This window comes from Nocardia sp. 852002-51101_SCH5132738 (assembly GCF_001665695.1).
GTDB lineage: Bacteria > Actinomycetota > Actinomycetes > Mycobacteriales > Mycobacteriaceae > Nocardia > Nocardia nova.
Genome location: NZ_LZML01000202.1, coordinates 137,805 through 160,135, shown reverse-complemented (window position 1 = coordinate 160,135; position 22,331 = coordinate 137,805). Strand labels below are relative to the sequence as shown.

20 protein-coding genes are annotated in these 22,331 nt (G+C 68.4%); 10 read left to right on the top strand and 10 right to left on the bottom strand.

What is annotated here, in order from left to right:
* The first annotated feature begins 160 nt into the window (after window positions 1–160).
* Genes A5789_RS32070 through A5789_RS32060 form a run of 3 tightly spaced genes read left to right on the top strand, consistent with a single transcriptional unit; the run spans window position 161 to window position 3,340 of the window.
* Entirely contained in the window at window positions 161–982 is an 822-nt protein-coding gene (locus A5789_RS32070; RefSeq protein ID WP_064904733.1) for a DUF3097 domain-containing protein, read from the top strand.
* A 58-nt stretch (window positions 983–1,040) separates the two neighbouring features.
* On the top strand, window positions 1,041–1,946 hold the full coding sequence (locus A5789_RS32065; RefSeq protein ID WP_063015041.1) for a dienelactone hydrolase family protein: 906 nt from the start codon (window positions 1,041–1,043) through the stop codon (window positions 1,944–1,946).
* The gene (locus A5789_RS32060) at window positions 1,943–3,340 is read left to right on the top strand and encodes a glycoside hydrolase family 27 protein (RefSeq protein ID WP_155525619.1); all 1,398 of its coding nucleotides are present in this window, start codon (window positions 1,943–1,945) and stop codon (window positions 3,338–3,340) included. The genes A5789_RS32065 and A5789_RS32060 overlap by 4 nt, the downstream gene beginning before the upstream one ends.
* 70 nt (window positions 3,341–3,410) lie before the next feature.
* On the opposite strand, the gene A5789_RS32055 is transcribed toward A5789_RS32060, so the two are convergent.
* On the bottom strand, window positions 3,411–4,478 hold the full coding sequence (locus tag A5789_RS32055) for an NAD(P)-dependent oxidoreductase (protein ID WP_082941096.1): 1,068 nt from the start codon (window positions 4,476–4,478) through the stop codon (window positions 3,411–3,413).
* A complete protein-coding gene (locus tag A5789_RS32050; RefSeq protein ID WP_064904735.1) occupies window positions 4,475–5,545 on the bottom strand; it encodes a hypothetical protein in 1,071 nt (356 codons plus the stop codon). Before A5789_RS32050 ends, A5789_RS32055 begins: the two co-directional genes overlap by 4 nt.
* A gap of 215 nt (window positions 5,546–5,760) precedes the next feature.
* On the opposite strand from A5789_RS32050, the gene A5789_RS32045 reads away from it, so the two are divergent.
* Both A5789_RS32045 and fadD8 read left to right on the top strand, forming a co-directional pair.
* Window positions 5,761–6,501, top strand: coding sequence for a glucose 1-dehydrogenase (locus tag A5789_RS32045; protein WP_064904737.1), 741 nt, complete (start codon window positions 5,761–5,763; stop codon window positions 6,499–6,501).
* 30 nt (window positions 6,502–6,531) lie between these two features.
* On the top strand, window positions 6,532–8,151 hold the full coding sequence (gene fadD8 / locus A5789_RS32040) for a fatty-acid--CoA ligase FadD8 (protein WP_064904739.1): 1,620 nt from the start codon (window positions 6,532–6,534) through the stop codon (window positions 8,149–8,151).
* A gap of 14 nt (window positions 8,152–8,165) precedes the next feature.
* On the opposite strand, the gene A5789_RS32035 is transcribed toward fadD8, so the two are convergent.
* Window positions 8,166–8,759, bottom strand: coding sequence for a helix-turn-helix domain-containing protein (locus A5789_RS32035; protein WP_064904741.1), 594 nt, complete (start codon window positions 8,757–8,759; stop codon window positions 8,166–8,168).
* Window positions 8,760–8,852: 93 nt separating this feature from the next.
* Here A5789_RS32035 and A5789_RS32030 point away from each other — a divergent pair, with 93 nt between their 5' ends.
* The 4 genes from A5789_RS32030 (at window position 8,853) to A5789_RS32015 (ending at window position 14,126) form a co-directional block, all read left to right on the top strand.
* Window positions 8,853–10,064: a pyridoxal phosphate-dependent aminotransferase gene (locus tag A5789_RS32030; protein ID WP_063015106.1), complete on the top strand. Its 1,212-nt coding sequence runs from the start codon at window positions 8,853–8,855 to the stop codon at window positions 10,062–10,064.
* 107 nt (window positions 10,065–10,171) lie between these two features.
* Complete coding sequence (locus tag A5789_RS32025) at window positions 10,172–10,585, top strand: hypothetical protein (RefSeq protein WP_051755651.1); 414 nt, start codon at window positions 10,172–10,174, stop codon at window positions 10,583–10,585.
* A gap of 293 nt (window positions 10,586–10,878) precedes the next feature.
* Window positions 10,879–13,233, top strand: coding sequence for an arylsulfatase (locus A5789_RS32020; protein WP_063015027.1), 2,355 nt, complete (start codon window positions 10,879–10,881; stop codon window positions 13,231–13,233).
* Between the two features lie 83 nt (window positions 13,234–13,316).
* Window positions 13,317–14,126 carry a hypothetical protein gene (locus A5789_RS32015; RefSeq protein WP_063015025.1) on the top strand — a complete coding sequence of 270 codons (810 nt, stop codon included), beginning with the start codon at window positions 13,317–13,319 and terminating at the stop codon, window positions 14,124–14,126.
* Here A5789_RS32015 and A5789_RS32010 read toward each other — a convergent pair.
* The gene (locus A5789_RS32010; RefSeq protein ID WP_064904742.1) at window positions 14,123–14,992 is read right to left on the bottom strand and encodes a hypothetical protein; all 870 of its coding nucleotides are present in this window, start codon (window positions 14,990–14,992) and stop codon (window positions 14,123–14,125) included. The genes A5789_RS32015 and A5789_RS32010 overlap by 4 nt on opposite strands.
* A 180-nt stretch (window positions 14,993–15,172) precedes the next feature.
* On the opposite strand from A5789_RS32010, the gene A5789_RS32005 reads away from it, so the two are divergent.
* Entirely contained in the window at window positions 15,173–15,922 is a 750-nt protein-coding gene (locus A5789_RS32005) for a trypsin-like serine protease (RefSeq protein WP_063015021.1), read from the top strand.
* On the opposite strand, the gene A5789_RS32000 is transcribed toward A5789_RS32005, so the two are convergent.
* The 6 genes from A5789_RS32000 to A5789_RS31975 form a co-directional block, all read right to left on the bottom strand.
* On the bottom strand, window positions 15,923–17,536 hold the full coding sequence (locus A5789_RS32000) for an FMN-binding glutamate synthase family protein (RefSeq protein ID WP_063015019.1): 1,614 nt from the start codon (window positions 17,534–17,536) through the stop codon (window positions 15,923–15,925). It abuts the gene before it with no gap.
* 56 nt (window positions 17,537–17,592) lie between these two features.
* Window positions 17,593–18,642 carry a ferrochelatase gene (locus tag A5789_RS31995; protein ID WP_064904744.1) on the bottom strand — a complete coding sequence of 350 codons (1,050 nt, stop codon included), beginning with the start codon at window positions 18,640–18,642 and terminating at the stop codon, window positions 17,593–17,595.
* 20 nt (window positions 18,643–18,662) lie between these two features.
* Entirely contained in the window at window positions 18,663–19,499 is an 837-nt protein-coding gene (gene inhA / locus A5789_RS31990; RefSeq protein ID WP_030514528.1) for an NADH-dependent enoyl-ACP reductase InhA, read from the bottom strand.
* A 61-nt stretch (window positions 19,500–19,560) separates the two neighbouring features.
* Entirely contained in the window at window positions 19,561–20,280 is a 720-nt protein-coding gene (gene fabG1, locus A5789_RS31985; RefSeq protein WP_063015016.1) for a 3-oxoacyl-ACP reductase FabG1, read from the bottom strand.
* A gap of 57 nt (window positions 20,281–20,337) precedes the next feature.
* The gene (locus A5789_RS31980) at window positions 20,338–21,342 is read right to left on the bottom strand and encodes a VWA domain-containing protein (protein WP_064904746.1); all 1,005 of its coding nucleotides are present in this window, start codon (window positions 21,340–21,342) and stop codon (window positions 20,338–20,340) included.
* A complete protein-coding gene (locus A5789_RS31975; protein WP_064904748.1) occupies window positions 21,339–22,316 on the bottom strand; it encodes a DUF58 domain-containing protein in 978 nt (325 codons plus the stop codon). Before A5789_RS31975 ends, A5789_RS31980 begins: the two co-directional genes overlap by 4 nt.
* Window positions 22,317–22,331 lie beyond the last annotated feature (15 nt).

Here is a 22,331-nt window from a genome sequence, read left to right as displayed (position 1 = left end):
CCTGTCCGTTTTTCCGCGCCTTTAAGCGGACGAGTCGAGCGGAAACACGCCGGTCACCGGTCCGGATCCGGTGGGCGCGAGCCGTCGTCGGCCGGACCGCACCGCCGCTCGTGGTCTCGCCTCCCGCCGAACGGCAAGGGAAACAGGTAGTTTCGGCCGGGTGAGTGCGCGCGACTACGGTGACATCTATTCCGGACATGCTCGAACCCGCAAGCGCGCGGTACCGCAGGTCGTCGCCGAACGCGATCTCGTCGCCGAGGACGCGGCCAGCGGATTCTGCGGCGCCGTGGTCGGTTTCGAGCGCACCTACGACGGCGACTTCGTCAAACTCGAGGACCGTGGTGGAAGGGTCCGGTTGTTCGCCTTGCGGGAGGCGGCGTTCCTCATCGACGGCCGGCCGGTGACGCTGGTTCGTCCGACAGCGTCCGCGCCGGCCGCGCCCACCCGATCCGCCTCGGGTTCGACACGGGTGGAGGGGCTGCGCGCCCGCGTCGCGCGCGCCAGCCGGATCTGGGTCGAGGGCGTGCACGACGCGGCGCTCGTGGAACGCGTGTGGGGGCACGATCTGCGCGTGGAGGGCGTGGTCGTGGAGCATCTGGAAGGCCTCGACCATCTCGCCGAGCGTCTCACCGACTTCCGCCCGGAGCCCGGCCGCCGGGTCGGGGTACTGGTCGATCACCTGGTCACGGGGTCCAAGGAGACGAATCTGACCACCGGCCTCGGCCCCCACGTCCTGGTGACGGGTCATCCCTACATCGACATCTGGCAGGCGGTGCGGCCACAGGCCCTCGGTATCGAGGCCTGGCCGCAGGTGCCGCGCGGTGAGGACTGGAAGACCGGTGTCTGCCGCCGCCTCGGCTGGGGTACCCCGTCGGAGGGCTGGCGGCGGGTCTACAACGCCGTCGACAGCTTCCGCGATCTGGAGGCGCCGCTGCTGGGCGCGGTGGAACAGCTCATCGACTTCGTCACCGAACCGGAGTGAGGACGCCGGTTCGCCGTACGCATGCCGATCCACAGGTTGCGTGGTTACGCTGGCCGGTATGACGCCGCTGCAGCGCTACATCGCAGAGGAGATCGGTACCGACCACGCCGAGGGCCTGCTCAGCCGCCGGGAGGCGCTGCGACGGCTGAGCCTGCTCGGGCTAGGCACCCCGGCCGCGGTGGCGCTGCTGGCCGCGTGCGCGCAGCGCTCCGGCACCCCGGCGGGGACGACGAAGCCCACCGCACCGGCAAGCTCGGCCCCACCACCGGGAACCGCGACCGCGGTTCAGCCCACCACCGCGATCACCTTTCCCGGCCCCGACGGCCGCACCCTGCAGGCCGCCTGGGCCGCCGCGGCGCAACCTCGCGGCGGCGTCCTGGTGATCCACGAGAACAAGGGCCTCACCGACCACATCCGTTCCGTCGCAGGGCGTTTCGCCGGAATCGGCTATTCCGCGCTCGCGGTGGATCTGCTCTCCGAAGAGGGCGGCACCACCACCTTCACCGACCCGGCCGCCGCCACCGCGGCACTCGGCAAGGCACCGCAGGACCGTTTCATCGCGGATCTGCAAGCCGGTGTGGCGGAGCTGGGACGCCGGGTGCCGGGAAAGAAGCTGGGCGCCACGGGTTTCTGCTTCGGCGGCGGCCTCACCTGGCTGTTGCTCACCCACGGCACCCGGGAACTGGCCGCGGCCACGCCCTTCTACGGTCCGTACCCCGGTGACGACGACATCACCACGGCGACGGCGGTTCTCGCGGTGTACGGCGCACTCGACAAGCGTGTCGACGCCACCCGGCCCGCGGCCGAGGCGGCGTTGAACCGTGCCGGCGTGCCGCACGAGATCTTCGTCGCCGACAACGCCAATCACGCGTTCTTCAACGACACCGGCGCGAACTACCAGCCCACCGCGGCCGCCGCCGCCTGGCAGCGCGTGACCGACTGGTACGCGCAGTATCTCGGTTGAGGCGCGCCGGTGCGATCAGGCTCGCGGTCCTCGCGGCGGGTCTCGTCGCGGCGGGTGCGGCGATGTCCGGGAGCGCGGTGCGTCCGCCGTTGTTCGAGCCGGCCGCCGTGCGGGCGACTCCCCCGATGGGGTGGAATTCCTGGGATTCCGGAATCGCGCTGACCGAGCAGTCGGTGCGGGAGACGATCGACGCGATGGTGTCGAACGGTATGCGTGACGCCGGCTATCGCTACGTCGATCTGGACGCGGGCTGGGCTGCGCCGCAACGGGATTCGTCGGGCGATCTCGCGGCGGACCCGATCCGGTTCCCGCACGGCATCGCGGCGGTGGCCGGCTACGCCCACGAACACGGTATGTATCTGGGTCTGTACGCCAGTCCGTTCGACGAGATCTGCGGGCAGTCCCCCGCTACCGCGAGTCGCGGCCACGAACTGCAGGACGCGCGGCGATTCGCACAGTGGGGTGTCGACCTGCTCAAATACGATTGGTGCCGGACCGATGCGAACCACGACGAGCAGGTTCGCGATTTCGCCCGGATGCGCGACGCGCTGCGATCGACCGGACGCAGCATCGTCTACATGATCAACCCGAACAGCTCGGCGGACGCCCGCGCGGGCGTCGACTACGACTGGTCGGGCGTGGCGAATTCGGCCCGCAGCACCGACGATCTCATCCCGATGTGGCGCAACACCTTTCCCGAGCCCGATATCGGCGGATTCGACACCACGTCGGTCCGCGGTGTCGCCGATGAGGCGCAGGCCGCCCTGCAGGCCCGGCCCAGCCGTCCGGGATACTGGCCCGACCCCGACATGCTCGTCTCCGGACTGTCGATGTCGCAATTCCTCGGAGCCCATCTGGACGGTCTGCCCGGAACCGCCGTGCGCCGCTCGGCACTCACCGCCGCCGAGACCGCCTATCTGGCTCGGCGGTTGGGGATATCTCCGGACACGCTGGCGATGCTGCGCGATACACGCACCCTGTCACCCGCCGAGGAGCAGGCGCATCTGTCGTTGTGGGCGATGCTGTCCGCCCCGTTCATCGCGGGAAACGATGTCCGCACGATGAGCGAGCCCACGCGCGAGCTGCTCACCGATGCCGGTGTGATCGCCATCGACCAGGACCCTCGGGTGGGGCCCGCGGCACCGCTGCGCCGCGATCACCGAATCCTCACCAAACCGCTGGCCGACGGTTCGGTCGCCGTGGCGCTGGTCAACCCCGGCGACCAGCCGCTCACGCTCGCGACCACCGCCGCCGAAACCGGTCTCGCCCAGGCATATTCGTACACGGTGCACGACATCTGGACCACGACGACCACGGTGACCGACGGCCGTATCGTCGCTCCGGACATCCCCGCACACGGCGTGGCCCTGCTGCGGATCACGCCCACCGGCTGAGATGTCCGGGCTGCCGTGGACCCATCGCCGACAACCGCGCGGATCCGCATCGCGTGCGGGCATCGGTGAGTCAGGGGCGATCCGGCTGCGGGTCGCCCAGCCTGGCGCGGATCGCGCCCCATGGGTCGGCGAATGTGTGCGCGCCGTCGCGGTACGGCGACAGGCGGCCGAGATACCATCGCATCACCGGTGCGAACGGACGGGTGAGAAGCCGCATTCGGCCTGTTCTGCTGCGGATTTCGGCGAGCATGTCCGGAAACGAGTGATGCTGGAAGCGCAACACTTCCTGCGAGCGGCCGGTATCCATCCAGTCCGTCGCGAACCAGTCCGCATCGCTGTCCGGGTTCCCGTCCAGCCCGCGTGGAATGGCCCCCGGTAATCCGGAGGCGGCGGCGATCGATGCGCCGATATCGCTCTGGCGCAACCGATGTGACGCGTCGCCGCCGATGAGGAAGACCTCGCGCACGGACGGCGTGACGGTCGCGGCCGTGAACGCGGCGGCCACATCGCGCACATCGACCGTGTTGATCCGTCCGTCGGCGGGCAGCGCCGCCTCGAAGGCGAGCATGTCGGCGTGCAGGCCGAGCATCGGCTCGATGGTGAGCACGCCGCCGAGCCGCAGGATCACCCACTCCAGCCCCGACGACCGCACCAGCTGCTCGGCTTCCGCCTTGTGCGCGCCGTACAGATCGGCCGGCCGCACCGGGGTGTCGGGCGTGAGCAATTCGCCGGACCGATGCGGGTTGCGCGAACCGTAGACCGCGATACTCGACGCGAGGACGAACCGCGGCGGCGCGGTGAGCTCGGCCGCAGCATCGAGCAGCGTCGCCGTGGCATCGACGTTGACCGCACGGGCGAGGCCCCGGCGCTGGTAACAGACCGGCGGGATGATCGCGGCGAGGTGGACGATCGCGCGGGGGCGCACCGATCGCAGCAGGTCGCGAACCTGGTGTGGCACAGTCAGATCGGCCCACCGCACCTCGACCCCGGCACCGGCGGACTTGCGCGCGGCGCGGCGGTTGGCCGGGATGTCGAGGTCGGTCGCGACCACCCGCACCCCCTCCGCCGCGAGGGCGCGCACCAGCGCGGTGCCGACGAGTCCGAAAGCGCCGGTGACGAGAATCGGTCCCGAAGTCACTCCGACACCACGCTTCCGGCGATCAGCGGCAGGTCCAACGCGGTGCGGATTCCGGCGGGGGCAGCGACCACAGCGGGGATGGCATTGACGATCCGGCACGCGGCGGCGACGATCGCCGCGTGATTGTGGTCGCCGTGGCGGCTGGTGGGACAGATGTCGACGGTATAGGAGGGCTCGCCCACGATCTCGACCCGATAGGACCCGCCCGGCTGCGCCGGCTGCGGCCAATCGGGACGCAGATCGCTCCGCAGCCGGGTGGTGTGCTCGATGACGATGACCGGGCGGCCCTTCACCAGTCCGCGGATCTCGAAATGTATTGCCGCGACCGACCCTTCGGGCACATGCCCGGCCGCGATGTCGAAGCTCTCCGGCGCCGGTTCCCGTTCGTAGGATTCGGTGATCTCGTCGACGGTGATGCCCAGCCCCGCCTCCAGTTGCCGGATCGTCGTGCCCCAGGCCATGCCCAGCACGCCGGGCTGCAGCAGCATCGGCACCTCGTCGAGGGGTTTACCGAATCCCATGACGTCGAACATGACCGTCGCGCCGTCATAGGTGGCGTAATCGGCGATCTCCGAACACCGCACCTGTTCGATGTCGCGGCAGGTGCCGGCGAAGGCGAGCGGGATCAGATCGTTGGCGAAACCGGGATCGATACCGGTGATGAAGATGCTCGCTTCCCCCTCGCGCGCGGCCTCCTCTAGCGGGGCGAAGAACTTGTCCGGCAGCACCTTCCACGGATATTGCAGCAGTCCTGGGGCCGACCCGACGATATCGACGCCGGCGGCGAGGATGCGGCGGCAGTCCTCGAGGGCTTCCAGCAGCCGGGTATCGCCCATCGCGCAGTAGACCGCGCAGTCCGGGCGCAAGGCGAGCAACTCCGCCAGGTCGCCGGTGGCGCGGACACCGGTGGTGACGTCCAGCCCGGCCAGTTCGCCGGCATCCTTGCCGACCTTCTCCTTCGTCGAGACGCACACGCCGACCAGTTCGAAGCGCGGGTCGTCGATCAGGCCGGCCAGTGCGAGCCGACCGACGTTGCCGGTGCCGATGTGCACGACACGGATGGGCATTCATTTCTCCTCGGGTCGCTGCGGCCCGGCGCCGCGCGGTCGGGGTCGGCGTCGCCGCAACACCGTCGGACGATCACGCGAGCCACTGCCGGACATCTGTCTGGACAGTACTACGATTATTCGGCGGCGGACACCGGATTCCCGGCGCACGCCACGGTCAGAGCCCTGGAACGGTGTCTAGAACATGTTCCAGTTTGCATGGTAGCGTCACCGGCATGGGACGTGTAGACGGCAAAATTGCACTCATCAGCGGGGGCTCGCGAGGTATGGGTGCGGCCCATGCGCGACTGCTCGTCGCCGAAGGCGCGAAGGTCGTGATCGGGGACATTCTCGACGACGAAGGCGCCGCTCTGGCCGGCGAACTCGGCGATGCCGCGCGTTTCGTGCACCTCGACGTGACCGAACCCGAGAACTGGGCGACGGCGGTGTCCACGGCGGTCGGCGAATTCGGCAAGCTCGACGTGCTGGTCAACAACGCGGGCATCGTCAACGGCAACTCGCTGCGCAAATTCGAACTGGAACAGTGGCGCCGCATCCTCGATGTGAACCTGACCGGAACGTTTCTCGGCATGCAGGCCGTGGTCGATCCGATGATCGCCGCCGGCGGCGGATCCATCGTCAACGTCTCCTCGATCGAAGGACTGCGCGGCGCGCCGTGGGCACACGGCTATGTCGCCTCCAAGTGGGGTGTGCGCGGCCTGGCCAAGTCGGCCGCACTGGAGTTGGCGCCGCACAACATTCGCGTGAATTCGCTGCACCCCGGGCTGATCCGCACACCCATGACCGCCGCCATCCCCGACGATCTGGTGACGATTCCGCTGGGCCGCCCGGCACAGCCCGAGGAGGTGGCGACCTTCGTGCTGTTCCTCGCGAGTGACGAATCCTCGTACGCGACGGGCTCGGAGTTCGTCGTCGACGGCGGTCTGGTGACCGCGGTGCCGCACAAGACCTCCTGACCCCGGACGACATCACCACCAGGAGCACAGATGCCCGAAACACACACCAGTACAATCGATCCCGCGACCCTGCTGCGGCTGCCGACCCATAACGGGCACGCCCTGCTCGCCGGACTGCGGCGTCATCGGCGCGACCCGGTCATGACACTCGGCGACACCGTCCTCACCGGCGCCGACGTCATCGACGCCATCAGCCGCTACATCGCCGCGTTCGCCGCCCACGAGGTCGGGCTCGGCACCCCGAGCGCGCTGCTCGCCCTCAACCGTCCCGAGGTGCTGTTCATTCTGGGCGCCGGCCAGATCGCCGGACATCGGCGCACCGCACTGCATCCGATGGGCGGGCTCGACGACCATGTGCACGTGCTGACCGACGCCGGGATCACGAATCTCGTCATCGATCCGCAGCCGGCGTTCGTCCGGCGCGCCCGCGAACTGGCCGACCGAGTGCCCGAACTGAAGCGCATCCTCGTCCTCGGCCCGGTACCGGAGGAACTGGCCGACGTCGGCGTCGACTTGATCTCCGCCGCAGCGCAATACACTCCGGAACCGATCGAAGCGGTCGACATCCCACCGGATTTCGTCGTCTCGATCAGCTACACCGGCGGCACCACCGGCAAGCCCAAGGGCGTCATCGGCACCGCCGGGACCATGGCGACCATGACCCAGATCCAGCTCTCGGAATGGGAATGGCCGCAGCGCCCGCGATTCCTGATCTGCACGCCGCTGTCGCACGCGGGCGCCGCGTTCTTCCTGCCGGTGGTGCTGCAGGGCGGGCAATGCGTGGTTCTTCCGCGATTCGACGCGGGTGAGGTGCTGCGCGCCATCGAGGAACACCGCATCTCGGCGACCATGCTGGTGCCGTCGATGCTGTACGCACTGCTCGATCATCCCGATATCGACTCGCGCGATCTGTCCTCGCTGGAGACGATCTACTACGGCGCCTCCTCGATCGATCCGAAACGCTTGACGCAGGCCATCGCGCGATTCGGCCCCATCTTCGCCCAGTACTACGGCCAGTCCGAAGCGCCGATGGTGATCAGCTATCTGGCCAAGGACGAGCACGACGAGGCTCGGCTCAGCTCCTGCGGCCGCCCGTCGGCGGCGCTGCGCACCGGGCTGATCGGCACGGACGGACAGCGCGTGGCCCCGGGCGAGGTCGGCGAGATCTGTGTCTCCGGGCCACTGTTGGCCGGCGGGTACCTGAATCTCCCGGACGTCACCGCGGAAACCTTCCGCGACGGCTGGCTGCACACCGGGGATCTGGCTCGCGAGGATCCCGACGGCTTCTGGCATATCGTCGGCCGCAGCAAGGACATGATCGTCACCGGCGGCTTCAACGTCTTTCCCCGAGAGGTGGAGGACGTCATCGTCGCCGATGCCCGCGTTCAGGGCGTTGCCGTCGTCGGCGTCGCCGATCCCCGCTGGGGCGAGGCCGTGACGGCCGCGGTCGTCTTCGACCCGGCCACCGCCGCCGATTCCGAGGCGGTGGCCGCGGCGATCGACGACATCCAGCAGGATGTCAAGCGCCGCAAGGGTTCCGTACAAGTTCCGAAACACGTCATCGTGGTCGAAGCGCTGCCGTTGACGGGGCTGGGCAAGGTCGACAAGAAGGCCGTGCAAGCCCTCGTCACCGCCGAACTCGAGCGGTAGGCAGAGACCCGGCCTTACGAGCGCGCCCCGCGCCCGGGTTCACTCACGACGTCGGCGAAACGTCGTGCGCCGGTGGCGATCTCGGTCGCCTCCGCCATATCCAGCCGGAATTCGTGGTCGGCGGCGGGTGCGGGGCCCTCGTGATGGCTGATGCCGGCGGCGCCGATGACGTAGTGCAGTGTCGTGTCGCCGATATGAACCGTGACCTTGCCGGCGGGCACGACCTCGGCGACCGCGCGTCCCAGCGGCAGCGCGAACCAGTGTGCGCGCACCGCGTCGGTGGCACGCCGCTCCCCCAGCAGCGGCGCCCCCCATTCCGACAGCGCTTGCAGCACAGGCCGCAGCGCCGCGCCGGCGGGTGTGAGCTCGTAGACGGCAGCCGCCGATCGCGACCCCACCTTGCGATGGGTGAGTATGCCGTCGCGTTCCAGATCCTTCAGCCGGGCCGCCAGAATATCGGTGCTGATGCCCGGAAGGTCGGCGAACAGATCGCTGTATCGCCGTGGCCCCGAGCACAATTCGCGAACCACCAGCAGATTCCAGCGGTCCCCGACGACTTCGAGCGCGCGGCTGACCGGGCAGTAGTGGTCATAGGTTCGGCGTGGCACATCCTCAGCCTATCTCAACACTTGGAAATTCCAAGCGAAAACTTGGAATAACCAAGTACAGTAGGCGGGCCTACACGCCGGAAGGGGATGTTCATGCAGGTCAACCAGTCCAGCAAACTGATGGGAGTCTCGTACGAGATTCGCGGCCCGGTCGCCGAGCAGGCCGCGCGACTGGAAGCCGAGGGCCATCACGTCGTCAAACTCAACACCGGCAACCCGTTGCCGTTCGGCTTCGAGGCGCCCGCGGAGATCCTGCAGGACATCGTCCGCACGTTGCCCGCCTCGACCGGCTACTCGTCCTCGAAAGGTCTCTTGCCCGCGCGGCGCGCGGTGGTGCAGTACTACCAGACCCTCGGCGTCCCCGACCTCGACGTCGAGGACGTCTTTCTCGGTAACGGTGTCTCCGAGCTGATCATGATGGCGCTCACGGCGCTTCTGGAAAACGGTGACGAAGTGCTCGTTCCCGCACCGGATTTCCCGCTGTGGACGGCGGCGACGACACTCAACGGCGGCCGGCCGGTGCACTACATCTGCGACGAGGGCGCCGACTGGTATCCGGATGCGTCCGACATCTCGGCCAAGATCACCGACCGCACCCGCGCCCTCGTGCTCATCAACCCGAACAATCCCACCGGCGCCGTCTACCCGCCCGAGGTGCTGCGGGAGATCCTCGACATCGCCCGCCGCCACAATCTGGTGGTCTTCGCCGACGAGATCTACGACAAGATCTACTACGACGGCCTCACCCACACCTCGATCGCCGCGCTGGCGCCCGACCTGCTGTGCCTGACCTTCTCGGGCCTGTCCAAGGCCTATCGCTGCGCGGGCCTGCGCGGCGGCTGGCTCGTCGTCTCCGGTCCCACCGGCCACGCGGAGAACTACCTCGAGGGCCTCACCATGCTCGCGGGGCTGCGGCTGTGCGCGAATGTCCCTGCGCAGCAAGCGATTCAGGCCGCGCTCGGCGGGCACCAGAGCATTCACGACCTGACGCTGCCGGGCGGGCGCCTGCGCGAACAGCGCGACCGCGCCTGGGAGGCGCTCACCGCCATCCCGGGCATCACCTGCGTGAAACCCAAGGGCGCCCTGTACGCGTTCCCGCGCATCGATTCGCGCGTCTACGCCATTCACGACGACGAACAATTCGTGCTCGATCTTCTGCTGCAGGAAAAGCTGCACATCGTGCAGGGCACCGGCTTCAACTGGCCCACTCCCGACCATTTCCGGATCACCACCCTGCCGCACGCCGACGAACTGGAGGCCATCATCGAGCGGATCGGCCGCTTTCTGTCCACCTACCGGCAATAGCCGCGTCCGCCGCACCGCCGACGATCCGGCCACCGGTGATATCCGGAATCTCGCGGAGGTTTGGGGCGAATCCCGCGCGGCATTCCGATCGCAGGAAAGGAATCGCCATGATCGTCATTCTCGGGCTCGTCATTCTCATCGCCGCAGTGGTAGCCGGCGTCGTCGGTGTCGTCGTCAACACCGGCGCAAGCCATGCGGTGAACGGCAATTTCACGGCCTTCGGCTATCACTTCACCGGCTCCACCGGGACGCTGTTCCTCTACGGCATCATCGTCGGCGCGGTCGGCATGGCGGGGCTGAGCCTGCTGCTTGCCGGCACCCGCCGCAACGCCCGCCGTGCGAGCGCCGCCCGCCGGGAACTCGACGGCACCCGCCGCGACGCTCCCATCTACTACGGCCCCGCCCCTACCGCGGACGCACCGCACACCGCCTCCCAGCCGGTCGGTGGCACGCAGCCCGCCGCACCCAAGCGGGGTCTGGGCAGGATGTTCGGGCGCGGCCGGACCGTCCATCAAGCCTGATCGGGGCGGCCGGTGTCCGTGCCGCCTCTTTCTCCTTTTACCCACCTCCGGCACCCCTCCGCCCGGTACCATTTATGGGCGCACAGGGTGTGACCAGCCATATCCGGACGCCTTTCGCGAACCGGACGAGTGGCCGTCGCACGGCAGTCCCTATCGACTCTCGGCCGTTCGTACGAGTTCGAGAGTATCCAGCAGGCATCGAGGCCGCGCCCCGACGACCCACGGATGGACACGTGCGGGGGCGGCCCCGGACCGGATCGACAGTGATCCGATGACTCTCCGTCCGGAGGTGGATGGTGGCCGAGAAATTCGAAGGACATATCGCGCTCGACATTCGTGATTCCGTCGCCGACTGGAAGCCGTTCGCGGAACCGACCGCACCCCGCGGCGCGCCCAATGTGCTGTATCTGGTCTGGGACGACATCGGAATCGCCACCTGGGATTGCTACGGCGGGCTGGTCGAGATGCCGAATATGCAGCGAATCGCCGACCACGGAATCCAATTCACCCAGTTCCACACGACCGCGCTGTGCTCCCCGACGCGCGCTTCGCTGCTCACCGGTAGGAATCCGACATCCGTCGGAATGGCGACCATCGAGGAGTTCACCGACGGTTTTCCGAGTATGAGCGGCCGGATTCCCGACGACACCGCCCTGTGTTCGGAGGTCCTCACCGAGCGCGGATGGAATACCTACGCCGTCGGCAAATGGCATATGACTCCGCTCGAGGAAAACAACCTGGCGGCGTCGAAACGTCATTGGCCGCTGGGGCGCGGATTCGAGCGGTTCTACGGATTCCTCGGCGGCGAGGCCGACCAGTGGTATCCCAACCTGGTCTACGACAATCACCCGGTCACGCCGCCGTACTCGCCGGAGGACGGATATCACCTGTCGAAAGATCTGGCCGACAAGTCGATCGAGTTCATTCGCGACACCAAGGTCATCGCACCGGACAAACCGTGGTTCATGTACCTGTGTCCCGGGTGCGGTCACGCGCCCCATCATGTGCCGCGGGAATGGGCCGACAAGTACCGCGGCCGATTCGACATGGGATACGAGAAGTACCGCGAGATCGTGCTGGACAACCAGAAGCGCATGGGATTGATCCCGGAGGACACCGAACTGTCTCCGATGAACCCGTACGCGGACGCCACCGGGAGCAACGGCGAGCCCTGGCCGCTGCAGGACACGGTGCGCGCATGGGATTCGCTGTCGGAGGACGAGAAACGACTGTTCCGTCGCCAGGCGGAGGTATTCGCCGGCTTCCTGTCCTACACCGATGCCCAGATCGGGCGGGTTCTCGATTATCTCGAGGAGAGCGGGCAGCTGGACAATACGATCATCGTCGCTTTCTCCGACAACGGGGCCAGCGGTGAGGGCGGTCCGAACGGGTCGGCCAACGAGATGAAATTCTTCAACGGCTATGTCGACACGATCGAGGACAGCCTGGCCAAACTCGACGAGTTGGGGTCGCCGACCACCTACAACCACTACAGCATCGGGTGGGCGATGGCCTTCAACACCCCGTACAAGCTGTACAAACGGTACGCCTCTCACGAGGGCGGCATCGCCGACGCCTGTCTGCTCTCCTGGCCGGCGGGAATCGCCGCCCGCGGCGAACTGCGCCACCACTACCTCAACGTCTGCGATATCACCCCGACGGTCTACGACCTGCTCGGCATCACGCCCCCGGACACGGTGAAGAACGTGGCGCAGCGCCCGCTGGAAGGGGTCAGCTTCCGGGCCCTGCTCGACGATCCGAACGCCGACTCCGGCAAGCACACCCAGTTCTATTCGATGCTCGGCACCCGCGGCATCTGGCACCGGGGATGGTTCGCCGACGCGGTGCACGCGGCGTGCCCCTCGGGCTGGGGGCATTTCGACAGCGACCGGTGGGAGTTGTTCCATATCGAAGAGGACCGCAGCCAGATGCACGACCTGGCCGGCACGCATCCCGAGAAGCTGGAGGAATTGAAGGCGCTGTGGTTCGCCGAAGCCGAGAAGTACAACGGTCTGCCGCTCTACGATCTCGACATCGTGTCGGTGATGCTGCGCGACCGGCCGACGTACGCCAAGACCCGGGACACCGCCGTCTACTATCCCGGCATCGCCGAGGTGGGGCCGGGGGCCGCGCTGGAGATTCGCGGCCGGTCCTTCGCCTTGCTCGCCGAGACGACCATCACCAGTCCCGGCGCCGAGGGCGTGCTGTTCGCCCACGGCGGGCGCCTCGGCGGTCACACGCTGTTCCTGCAGGACGGACATCTGTACTACGTCTACAACTTCCTCGGCGAGGAGGAACAGGTGATGGTCTCCGACCGCCCGGTGCCGCTCGGTGACCACATCCTGGGCATGCGCTACGAACGGAAGGGCACGCGGCCGGACAATTTCACCCCGACCGGGGAGGCGGTCCTCTACATCGACGAGAACCCGGTGGGTTCGCTCGACGATATGCGGACCCAGCCGACCGTGTTCTCCGGCGTCGGCGAGGGCGTCCGGGTCGGTCGCGACGGCGGCCAGTCGGTATCGCCGCGCTACCACGCGCCCTTCCCGTTCACCGGCGGAGTCATGCACCAGGTCGTCGAGGATGTGAGTGGTAAGCCGTATCTCGACCTCGAAATGGCTGCCGCCGCTGCCTTTTCGCGGGATTGAGGCTGCCCGCCGCGGCAACCCCGACGCGCACGATAGCTGCACCAGTGCCCACGGGATTGCCGCGGCACCACTATCCTCGAACCATGTGTTCTCCCAGTGCCACGCTGACGGTGTGGGCGGGCTCGTGGCTGGCGGGCCGCAGCGCGCCCGACGACGTGCTGGACGCGTTGCGCGCCTGGTCTCCGCAGCACAGTGTCGCCGCCGGTGACCCGCTGACCGGCGGACGGACGGGACTGCCGTGGCCCTCGGCCGAGCCGTTGGAGGCCGGCACCGGAATCATGGTCCTGCTCAAGGTCATTCGCGAGGCGATGGCCGAGCCGGGGGCCCGGATGCGGCTGGTGCTGCCCGTGCCGGGCGATGCGCGCGGATTGCCGGCGGGCACCGAATTCGCCACGGCGGCAATGGATGCCGAGGAGGGCGTGATCGCCGGCGTACCCGGCGGCGAGGGTGTGGCGCTGGTGCCGCAGTGGACCGACGAGGAATCGCTGCAGTGGACGGTCTTCCACACCCCGGTTCCGGTCCCGGCACCGGATATGGCGCTCGGCGAGGCCGAATACGCGATGCGCGAGGCGGTGCGCGAGGCCGCGGAAGCCCTGATGCGGTTGCACACCACCGCGATCGGCGGTGACGACGATCCGCGCGAATTGATCGAGGCCGAATTGGCCGCCTGCTCGCGCCACATCTACCCCGACTCGGCGCCGCTGCGGGCTCGCCGCATCCTCGATTCGGCCGACCATGTGGCCGCGATCCTCACCGTGGCCCAGCAGACGGCCCCGTCCTCTCCCAGTTCGGCGAGCGCTGTACAGGCCCAGGAGACACTGCTGCGACCGCTGTGGAACGCCCTGCGCGCGGCCCGTCTGGCCGCGGTGAACGCGGCGGCCGGCCCGCGTTAGGTCGCGGCCTCTCCGGTGCGCGGCTCGGGCAGGTTCAGTTCGTAGTCGTTGTAGCGCCCGCAGACTCGCATGCCGATCCGGGCCAGGGCCGCGCGCAGCGCCTCGTCGTCGAATTCGAACACCCGCAGCACGGTGATATCGGGCATGACGGCCCGCAATTCGGCCACGACCGCACCGAACGCCGCGGTCAGCAGATCGGCGTCGGCCTCGCGGTGGGCGAACCCCTCCTCGGCGCTGATGTAGGCCTCGGCGCCACCGGCGAAGGTCGTGATCGTGGTGATCGGTTCCGTCGCCGAGCGGGCCGAGAGCACGGTCGTGAGCAGCACCCGGCCCGGCGGGTCGGCCGATTCGGCGAGGGTGTGCACCAGCCGCCGCAGGGGCGCGGTGGTGTCCGGTGCGGGCGGCCGGGTGAGATCCAGCTCCCACAGCCGCGCGTATTCGTCGACCCGCCGCGCTCCCAGTTCGACGGCCGCCCGGCCCGAGGGCCCGATATCGGTGCCCTGCCAGCGCAACACCCGGTATCCGCCGGCGGTGGCCCGGCGCACGGCCTCGGCGGTCAGGCGGCAGACCATCTCGGTTTCCGCCGCCTGCGGTTCGGACTCGTCGGCGCGGCCCAGATGCAGCGAATGCACGAGGCGCTGCGCGGACACCGCCTGCACCCACGCCTCGCCCAGCCCGGCATCGCGCAATTCCGCCCAGCCCAGCAGTTCACCGCCACCGCGGGCCGCGATCACGCCCAGCAGATCGGCGGTGCCGTCGGCGACGGACATATCTTCGAGCAGGGGCAACCCGGTGCGGCCCGCCAGTTCGGCGGCCAGCCGCAAACCCGTTCCCGGATGCTGGTCCCACTCCAGCGCGATGTCCACCTCCGCACAATAGCGGTGAATTAGCTGATCGCAGGCCAGTTACCGCGCGAAACGTCGGCGACCGGCCAGACGAGCTCAGAGCTTGCGCACCACCGTCTCCCCCTCGGCGAATTCGCTCCACCTCGTCATGGTCGTACGGTAGAACTTTCGGCGGGCAGGTCATACAGCATCGAGGTGGTCATGAAGATTTCCCCGCGCCGGGCGGCGGGCGCCGTCGCCGCCGCGCTCGCCTGCGCTCTGGTGCCGACGACGGCAGCGCAGGCCGTGGTCGGCGGTGTCCCGGTCAGCGCCGCCGACTATCCGTGGCTCGCGGCCATCGGCACGCCCGCCTATGCGACGAGGCCGGGCGGTCAGTTCTGCGCCGGCGCCCTGATCGCCCCGGACCGGGTACTCACCGCCGCGCACTGCGGCGCCCTGGCCCACATGCTGCCGGGGACGACGGTGACCTTCGGCCGCACCGATGTGGCCGGGCACGGCGGGGTCACCGTCGGAATCGCCGATGTCCGGATCGACCCGGCTTTCCGGGTCTCGCTGTTCGGCACGGATCTGAGCTATCACCACGGTGTCGCCGTCCTGGTGCTCAGCGCACCGGTCGCCCTGCCGACCGTGGCCGTCGCGGCGCCACAGGGAGCTACGGCGACGGTGGTCGGCTGGGGCGCCACCTCCGAGGACGACCAGTCCAACAGCGTGCTGCGAGCGGCGACGGTGCCGCTGGTGTCCGATGCGGCCTGCGCGGTCGCCTACGGCGCCGAATTCGATCCGGGCGAGGCGCTGTGCGCGGGCTCCCCCGCCGCCGACACCGCTGAATTCGACAGCGGCGGACCACTGTTGATCGACGGCAAGGTCGCCGGCGTCACCTCGTGGGGTAAGGGTTCGGCCGAACCCGGATTTCCCGGTGTGTACGCGCGGGTGCCCGCCCTCGACTTCTGATCACCGCGCCCGGACCGGCTGGGCCGGCGCGACCGGACGGAACGAATCCGGGTCGGCGGCCTCCCAATCGGCGCGCCAGCTCGCCGGCGGATGGACGAGCAGCTCCCCGGGCGCCAGCCATTCGTACAGTTCGGCGTACGACCGGATCTCGTTGGGCGCCACCTTCTTCCGCAGCATATGGGTATCCAGTTCGGCGGGGTCGTGCACACCCATCGAGGCCATCATCTGCATCGCCTGGCGCACCGTGGCCTCCTGATACCGCTGCACCCGCTCGGCCTTGTCGGCGACGTCGAGGGCACGCGCTCGCCGCGGATCCTGGGTCGCGACGCCGACCGGGCACTGATTGGTGTGGCAGCGCTGGGACTGGATGCATCCGACCGCCATCATCATCGCCCGCGCGGCATTGGTGAAGTCCGCGCCCTGCACCAATCGCTTGACGATATCGGTGCCGGTGGCCACCTTTCCGCTGGCGCCCAGCCGGATCCGGTCCCGCAGACCGGTTCCGACGAGTGCGTTGTGCACGGTCATCAGACCGTCGGTCAGCGGCAGGCCGACATGGTCCTCGTATTCCAGCGGCGCGGCCGCCGTACCGCCTTCGGCGCCGTCGACGACGATGAAATCGGGTGCGGTGCCCTCGGCGATCATCGCCTTGCAGATCGCGAGGACATCCGTGCGCGAACCGACGCACAGCTTGAACCCGACGGGCTTGCCGCCGGACAGTTCACGCAGGCGGACGAGGAAGCGAATCAATTCGCGCGGGGTGTGGAATTCCGAATGCGAAGGCGGGCTGACACATTTCTCGTGTGCCGGCACCCCGCGATAGCGGGCGATCTCCTCGCTCACCTTCGCGGCCGGCAGGACCCCGCCGAGTCCGGGTTTCGCGCCCTGGCTCAATTTCACCGAGATCGCCTTCACCTGTTCGTAGCCGGCCTTCTCGGCGAACTGGTCCGGATCGAAGCGACCGTCGCGGGTGCGGGTGCCGAAGTACGCCGATCCGATCTCCCACACCAGATCCGCACCGCCCTCCAGATGGAACGGAGTCAGCCCGCCCTCACCGGTGTCGTGGGCGAAACCGCCGCGGGCGGCGCCGATGTTCAACGCGCGCAGCGCATTCCCCGACAGTGCGCCGAAACTCATCGCCGAGACGTTCAGCAGCGACATGGCATAGGGTTGCCGGCAGTCCGGGCCGCCGATCAGCACGCGCGGGGCCTGCTCCGGCTCGGGAAGCGCGGCCACCGAATGGACGAGGAATTCGTATCCGACCGCTTCGATATCGCGCTCGGTGCCGTAAGACAGTTCGCCGTGAATTCCCTTGGCGCGCTCGTAGATCATTGTCCGCACGTCGCGGTCGAAGGGGCGGCCGTCGAAATTCCGCTCGATGAAGTACTGCTGCAGTTCGGGCCGGATACTTTCGAGCAGGTAGCGCATATGCCCCAGCAAGGGATAGTTGCGCAGGATCGAATGCCGGCGCTGCGCCAGATCGTAGGCGCCGACCAGAACGAGCGATCCCGCTGCGACGGCGAGTATCCACCAGGCCCACGAACCGATCGCCGCGATCACGCCCAGGACGACCACCGCCACCGTGAGCAGACCGAAGAGGAAGAACCGCGTCATCGCCCCACCGCCACCTTTCGCACGTTCATACCGAGGGCATACCCGCTCGGCGGCGGTTACTTTCGGCGACGCACGGGTTCACAGCATCCGGGTGCGCAGATCGCCCCGTTACGGGTGCAACCGTACCCGGGCACCGCGCCCAAGCGCCGTGGCTCGTTCCCGTCGAGATGTTCGCCGACCAGTTCGGCGACCATCCGGGCGAAGCGCGGATCCGGGCCGGGGGTGGCGGCGCGGGCGAAAGCCATACCGAGTTCGGCGGCCTTCTCGGCGGCCTCGTTGTCCAGGTCCCAGACGACCTCGAGGTGATCGGAGACGAATCCGACCGGGCACACCACGACGGCCTCGACACCCTTGCCGGACAGCGCTTCCAGATGATCGACGATATCGGGCTCCAGCCACGGCACCTGCGGCGGTCCGGACCGCGACTGCCACACGACGTCGAAGTCGTCGAAACCCGTTGCCGCAGCGCACAATCGGGCCGCCTCGGCGACCTGGCGGCTGTAGAGGTGACCACCGTCGGCGGGCGGTCCGGCCGCGACGTCGGCGGCGACCGGGATCGAATGGGCGGTGAACACCAGCCGGGCCCGATCGCGCACTTCGGCCGGCAGGCCCGCCACCGCCGCGCGCACGGCGTCGGCGAAGGAGTCGATCAGCAGCGGATGATCGAAGTACTGCCGCAGCTTGGTCAGTTCCGGCGCCCCGTCGACGGCCGCGCGGGCACGCTCGATGTCCTCGTCGTACTGGCGGCAACCGGAGTAGCCGCCCCACGCCGAGGTCGGGAACACCAGTGCGTGGCCGATGCCGTCGGCGCGCATGGTGGCGACGGTCTCCTCGACCATCGGATACCAGTTGCGGTTTCCGAAGTACACCGGCAGATCCACTGCCCGTGCGGCGAATTCGGCCTCGATCGCGGCGATCAGCTCGCGGTTGAGCGCGTTGATCGGCGAGACGCCACCGAAGTGCAGATAGTGCTGGGCCACCTCGTCGAGGCGTTCCCGCGGTACGCCCCTGCCCCGAGTGACGTTCTCCAGGAACGGCATCACGTCCTCGGGGCGTTCGGGACCGCCGAAGGACAGCAGGAGCAGTGCGTCGACGGTCCCGGTCACGGCTGATTACCTCCAGGCTCTCAGTTGGCCGACCAGTTCTCCGGGAACCAGGTGTTGTGGCTGGCGCCGCCGTCGACGTAGATGATCGAACCGGTGGTGCCGGGCAGCCAGTCCGAGAGCAGGGTGACGATCGACTTGGCGACCACGGTCGGATCGTCGACGTCCCAGCCGATCGGCGAGGCGCCGTCCCAGTAGGTGTTGAGCATGTTCAGCTGCTTGGCATCGTCGGTGGCGGTGCCGGCGATCGCCTTGGCGGCGAGGGTTTTGATCGGGCCCGCGGCGACCAGGTTGGAGCGAACACGCTTGGCCTCGCCCACCTCTCGCGCCACGTAGCGGTTCACCGACTCCAGCGCGGCCTTCGCCACACCCATCCAGTTGTAGAACGGCATCGCGGTGCGCGGGTCGAAGTCCATGCCCACGATCGAGCCGCCCTCGTTCATCGCGGGCAGCACCGCGCGCGCCAGCGAGGCGTAGCTCCACGCGGAGATCTCGAACGCCTTGGCGGCGTCGGCGCCCGGGCCGTCGAGGAACGGCAGCGCGTCGGGACCCATCAGGGTGCGCGGGGCGAAGGCGATGGAGTGCAGCACGCCGTCGATGCCTTCGGGCGCGAGTTCGCGCACCTTGTCGGCGAGACCGGCCAGGTCCTCCTCGTTGGTGACGTCGAGGCCGATCGCGGGCGCGATTTCCTGGGGCAGGCGCTTGGCGATGCGGTCGATCAGGCGCAGCCGCTCGGGGATACCGGTGATGATCACCTTCGCGCCCTGCTCCTGAGCCACCTTGGCGGCGTGGAAGGCGATCGACGAATCGGTGATGATGCCGGTGATCAGGACGGTTTTACCGTCCAGGATTCCGCTCATGGGTGGTGAATTCTCCTCGGGGAAACTCGGATGGGAAGTCGACAGGCTCGGGGCCGCTGGCTCAGTGGCCCATGCCCATGCCGCCGTCGACCGGCAGGATCGCACCGCTGATGTAGGACGCGTCGTCGGAGGCCAGGAAGCTGATCGCCGCCGCGACTTCCTCGGGCTGGCCGATGCGGCCCGCGGGAATGACCTTCAGCGCCATCTCGCGCATGTCCTCGGTCATCTCCTCCCGAGTCATATCGGTGTCGATGAAACCGGGCGCCACCACATTGGCGGTGATGTTGCGTGAGCCGATCTCGCGGGTGATCGCGCGCGCCATGCCGACCAGTCCGGCCTTGGCCGCCGCGTAGTTCACCTGGCCGGGGCCGCCCATCTGGCCCACGACCGAGCCCAGGAAGATGATGCGGCCGAAGCGGGCCCGCAGCATCGCCCGGTTGGCGCGCTTGGCGCAGCGCCACGCGCCGGTGAGGTTGGCGTCGATGACCCGGGTGAACTGCTCCTCGCTCATCCGCATGAGCAGGGTGTTGTCGACGATGCCGGCGTTGGCCACCAGCACCTCGACCGCGCCCTGCTTGGCCTCGATCTCGCTGAAGGCCGAATCGATCGAATCCGAGTCCGTCACATCGCATTTCACGCCCAGAAGACCTTCCGGCGCGCCCGATCCACGATGGGTGACGGCAACCTTGTGCCCGTCGGCGGCCAGCCGCTGGGCCACCGCGAGACCGATACCGCGGTTGCCACCGGTCACCAGGACCGATCGGGAAGTGAAGTTCGACATGAATGTCAACCTATCTGTTCGAGTTCGACTGTCGTGGCCGGGTTGCGCGGTACCCGTTTATGGCAGGCGTTGACGATAGACCAAACCGCTCACCACACCCGCAGCGGTCAGCAGCAGACCCAGCAGCAACCACGGCCGGCTGGCATCACCCATCTGCATCTCGTAGCCGATCTGCTTGTCCAGGGTGTCGTAGACGGCGCTGAGTTCTTCCAGCGTGGAGGCGGTGTAGAAGTCTCCGCCGGAGATCTTGGCGATCTCGCGCAAGGAGTCGTCGTCGACCGGTACCCGGACGCGCTGGGAGCCCTTGCCGTCCTGATCCGGGATCTCGACCGAACCCCACGTGGTGCCGAAGGAGATGGTCGAGACCGGGACGCCCTTCTGCTTGGCGACCCGCGCCGCGACGAAGCCGTGGCGGGGATTGTCGACGTCCTTGTCGTCGGGCACGGTCTGCTTGCCGTCGGACATCAGCACGATCCGCGCCGGGGGCGGCGTCTGCGCCCCGCCCAGGACCGAGGCGAGCGTATCGATGGCCTGCAGGGCGCTGAAGATGCCCTCACCGGTGGCGGTCCGTTCGGCGAGCTTCATATTGTTGATCGCCGCCTTCATCGCCTCCCGGTTGGTCGTTGGGGAGACCTGAACCGACGCGGTACCGGCGAAGGTCACCAAGCCCAGGTTGATGCCCGGCGTGAGACCGTCCACGAAATCGGTCGCGGCCTTCTTCGCGACCTGGATCCGCGACGGCGGCACATCGGTGGCCTCCATCGACAGCGACACGTCGATCACCAGCATGACCGTGGCCCGGTTGCGCGGCACCTTCTTGGCCGCCTGCGGACCCGCCGCGGCGACCGTCAGCAGGGCCAGGCCCACCAGCATCAGCGCCACCGGCGCGTGCCGCCAGTTGCTGGGACGTTTGGGCGCCACGCGTTCGAGGGTCTCCATATTGGAGAACCGCAGCATGTGCCGTTTGCGACGCCGCTGGACGAGCACGTAGAGCAGCGCGATCGCGACGACGACGATGAGGAACGTCAGCCAGATCGCGGACGTGAAATGCGAAATACTCACTGTCGGGGAACCCGCCCGGTCGGGGCGCCGAAGGTGTGGCGCCGAGTGGACACGAAACGGACCACGTCGGCGATCCAGTCACGATCGGTGCGCAGCGTCATCACCGGCGCGCCGCAGCTGCGCAGCGCCGCCTCGACCTGTTCGCGATGCTGCTGGGCAGCACGTCCGAAATCGGCGCGCAGGGTGGGAGTGACGGTGAATTCGCGGGTGCGGCCGGTTTCGGGATCGTGGAGCACCACGTCACCGACGTCGGGCAGATCCAGATCCAGCGGATCCAGGATCTCCACACCGAGCAGATCGTGACGGCCGGAGATCGCGCGCAGCGAACGCTGCCAGTCGATCTCGCCGAGGAAGTCCGAAATGACAACGGCCAGACCGCGTTTGCGCTGCGGCCGGCGCAGCGACTCGATGGCGCCGCGCAGATCGCCGCGCACGCCGTCGCTCGCATGGGGGGTGGTGGCGATGCTGCGCAGCAGCGACTGGGCGTGCACCCGGCCGGTGCGGGCCGGAATCCGGTACAGCCGTTCGCCGTTGGCGACGACCGCGCCGATCCGGTTACCGCCGCCACTGGTCAGATGCGTCACCGCGGCGGCCGCCGCGACCACCAGATCGCGCTTCTGGCACAGCGCGGTGCCGAAGTCCAGACTGGCCGACAGGTCGACCACCAGCCAGGTCTCGAGCTCCCGGTCGGCGATCATCTGCCGCACGTGCGGATGGGTGGTGCGCGCGGTGACCGACCAATCCATCTGGCGCACATCGTCACCCGGCTGATACATCCGCGCGTCCCCGGGCTCGGACCCCGGGCCGGGGATCAGGCCGAGATGATCGCCGTGCAGGACGCCGTCGAGGCGGCGGTGCACCGTCAGCTCGAGGGTTTTCAACGCCGCCGACAATCGCGGATCACGCAGATCGCCGGACCGGAACGACGGCGGCGCGCTGTCGTGGTGAGCGGGGACGTGAGCTGAGTTCGTCACTGGCGCAACCGAATC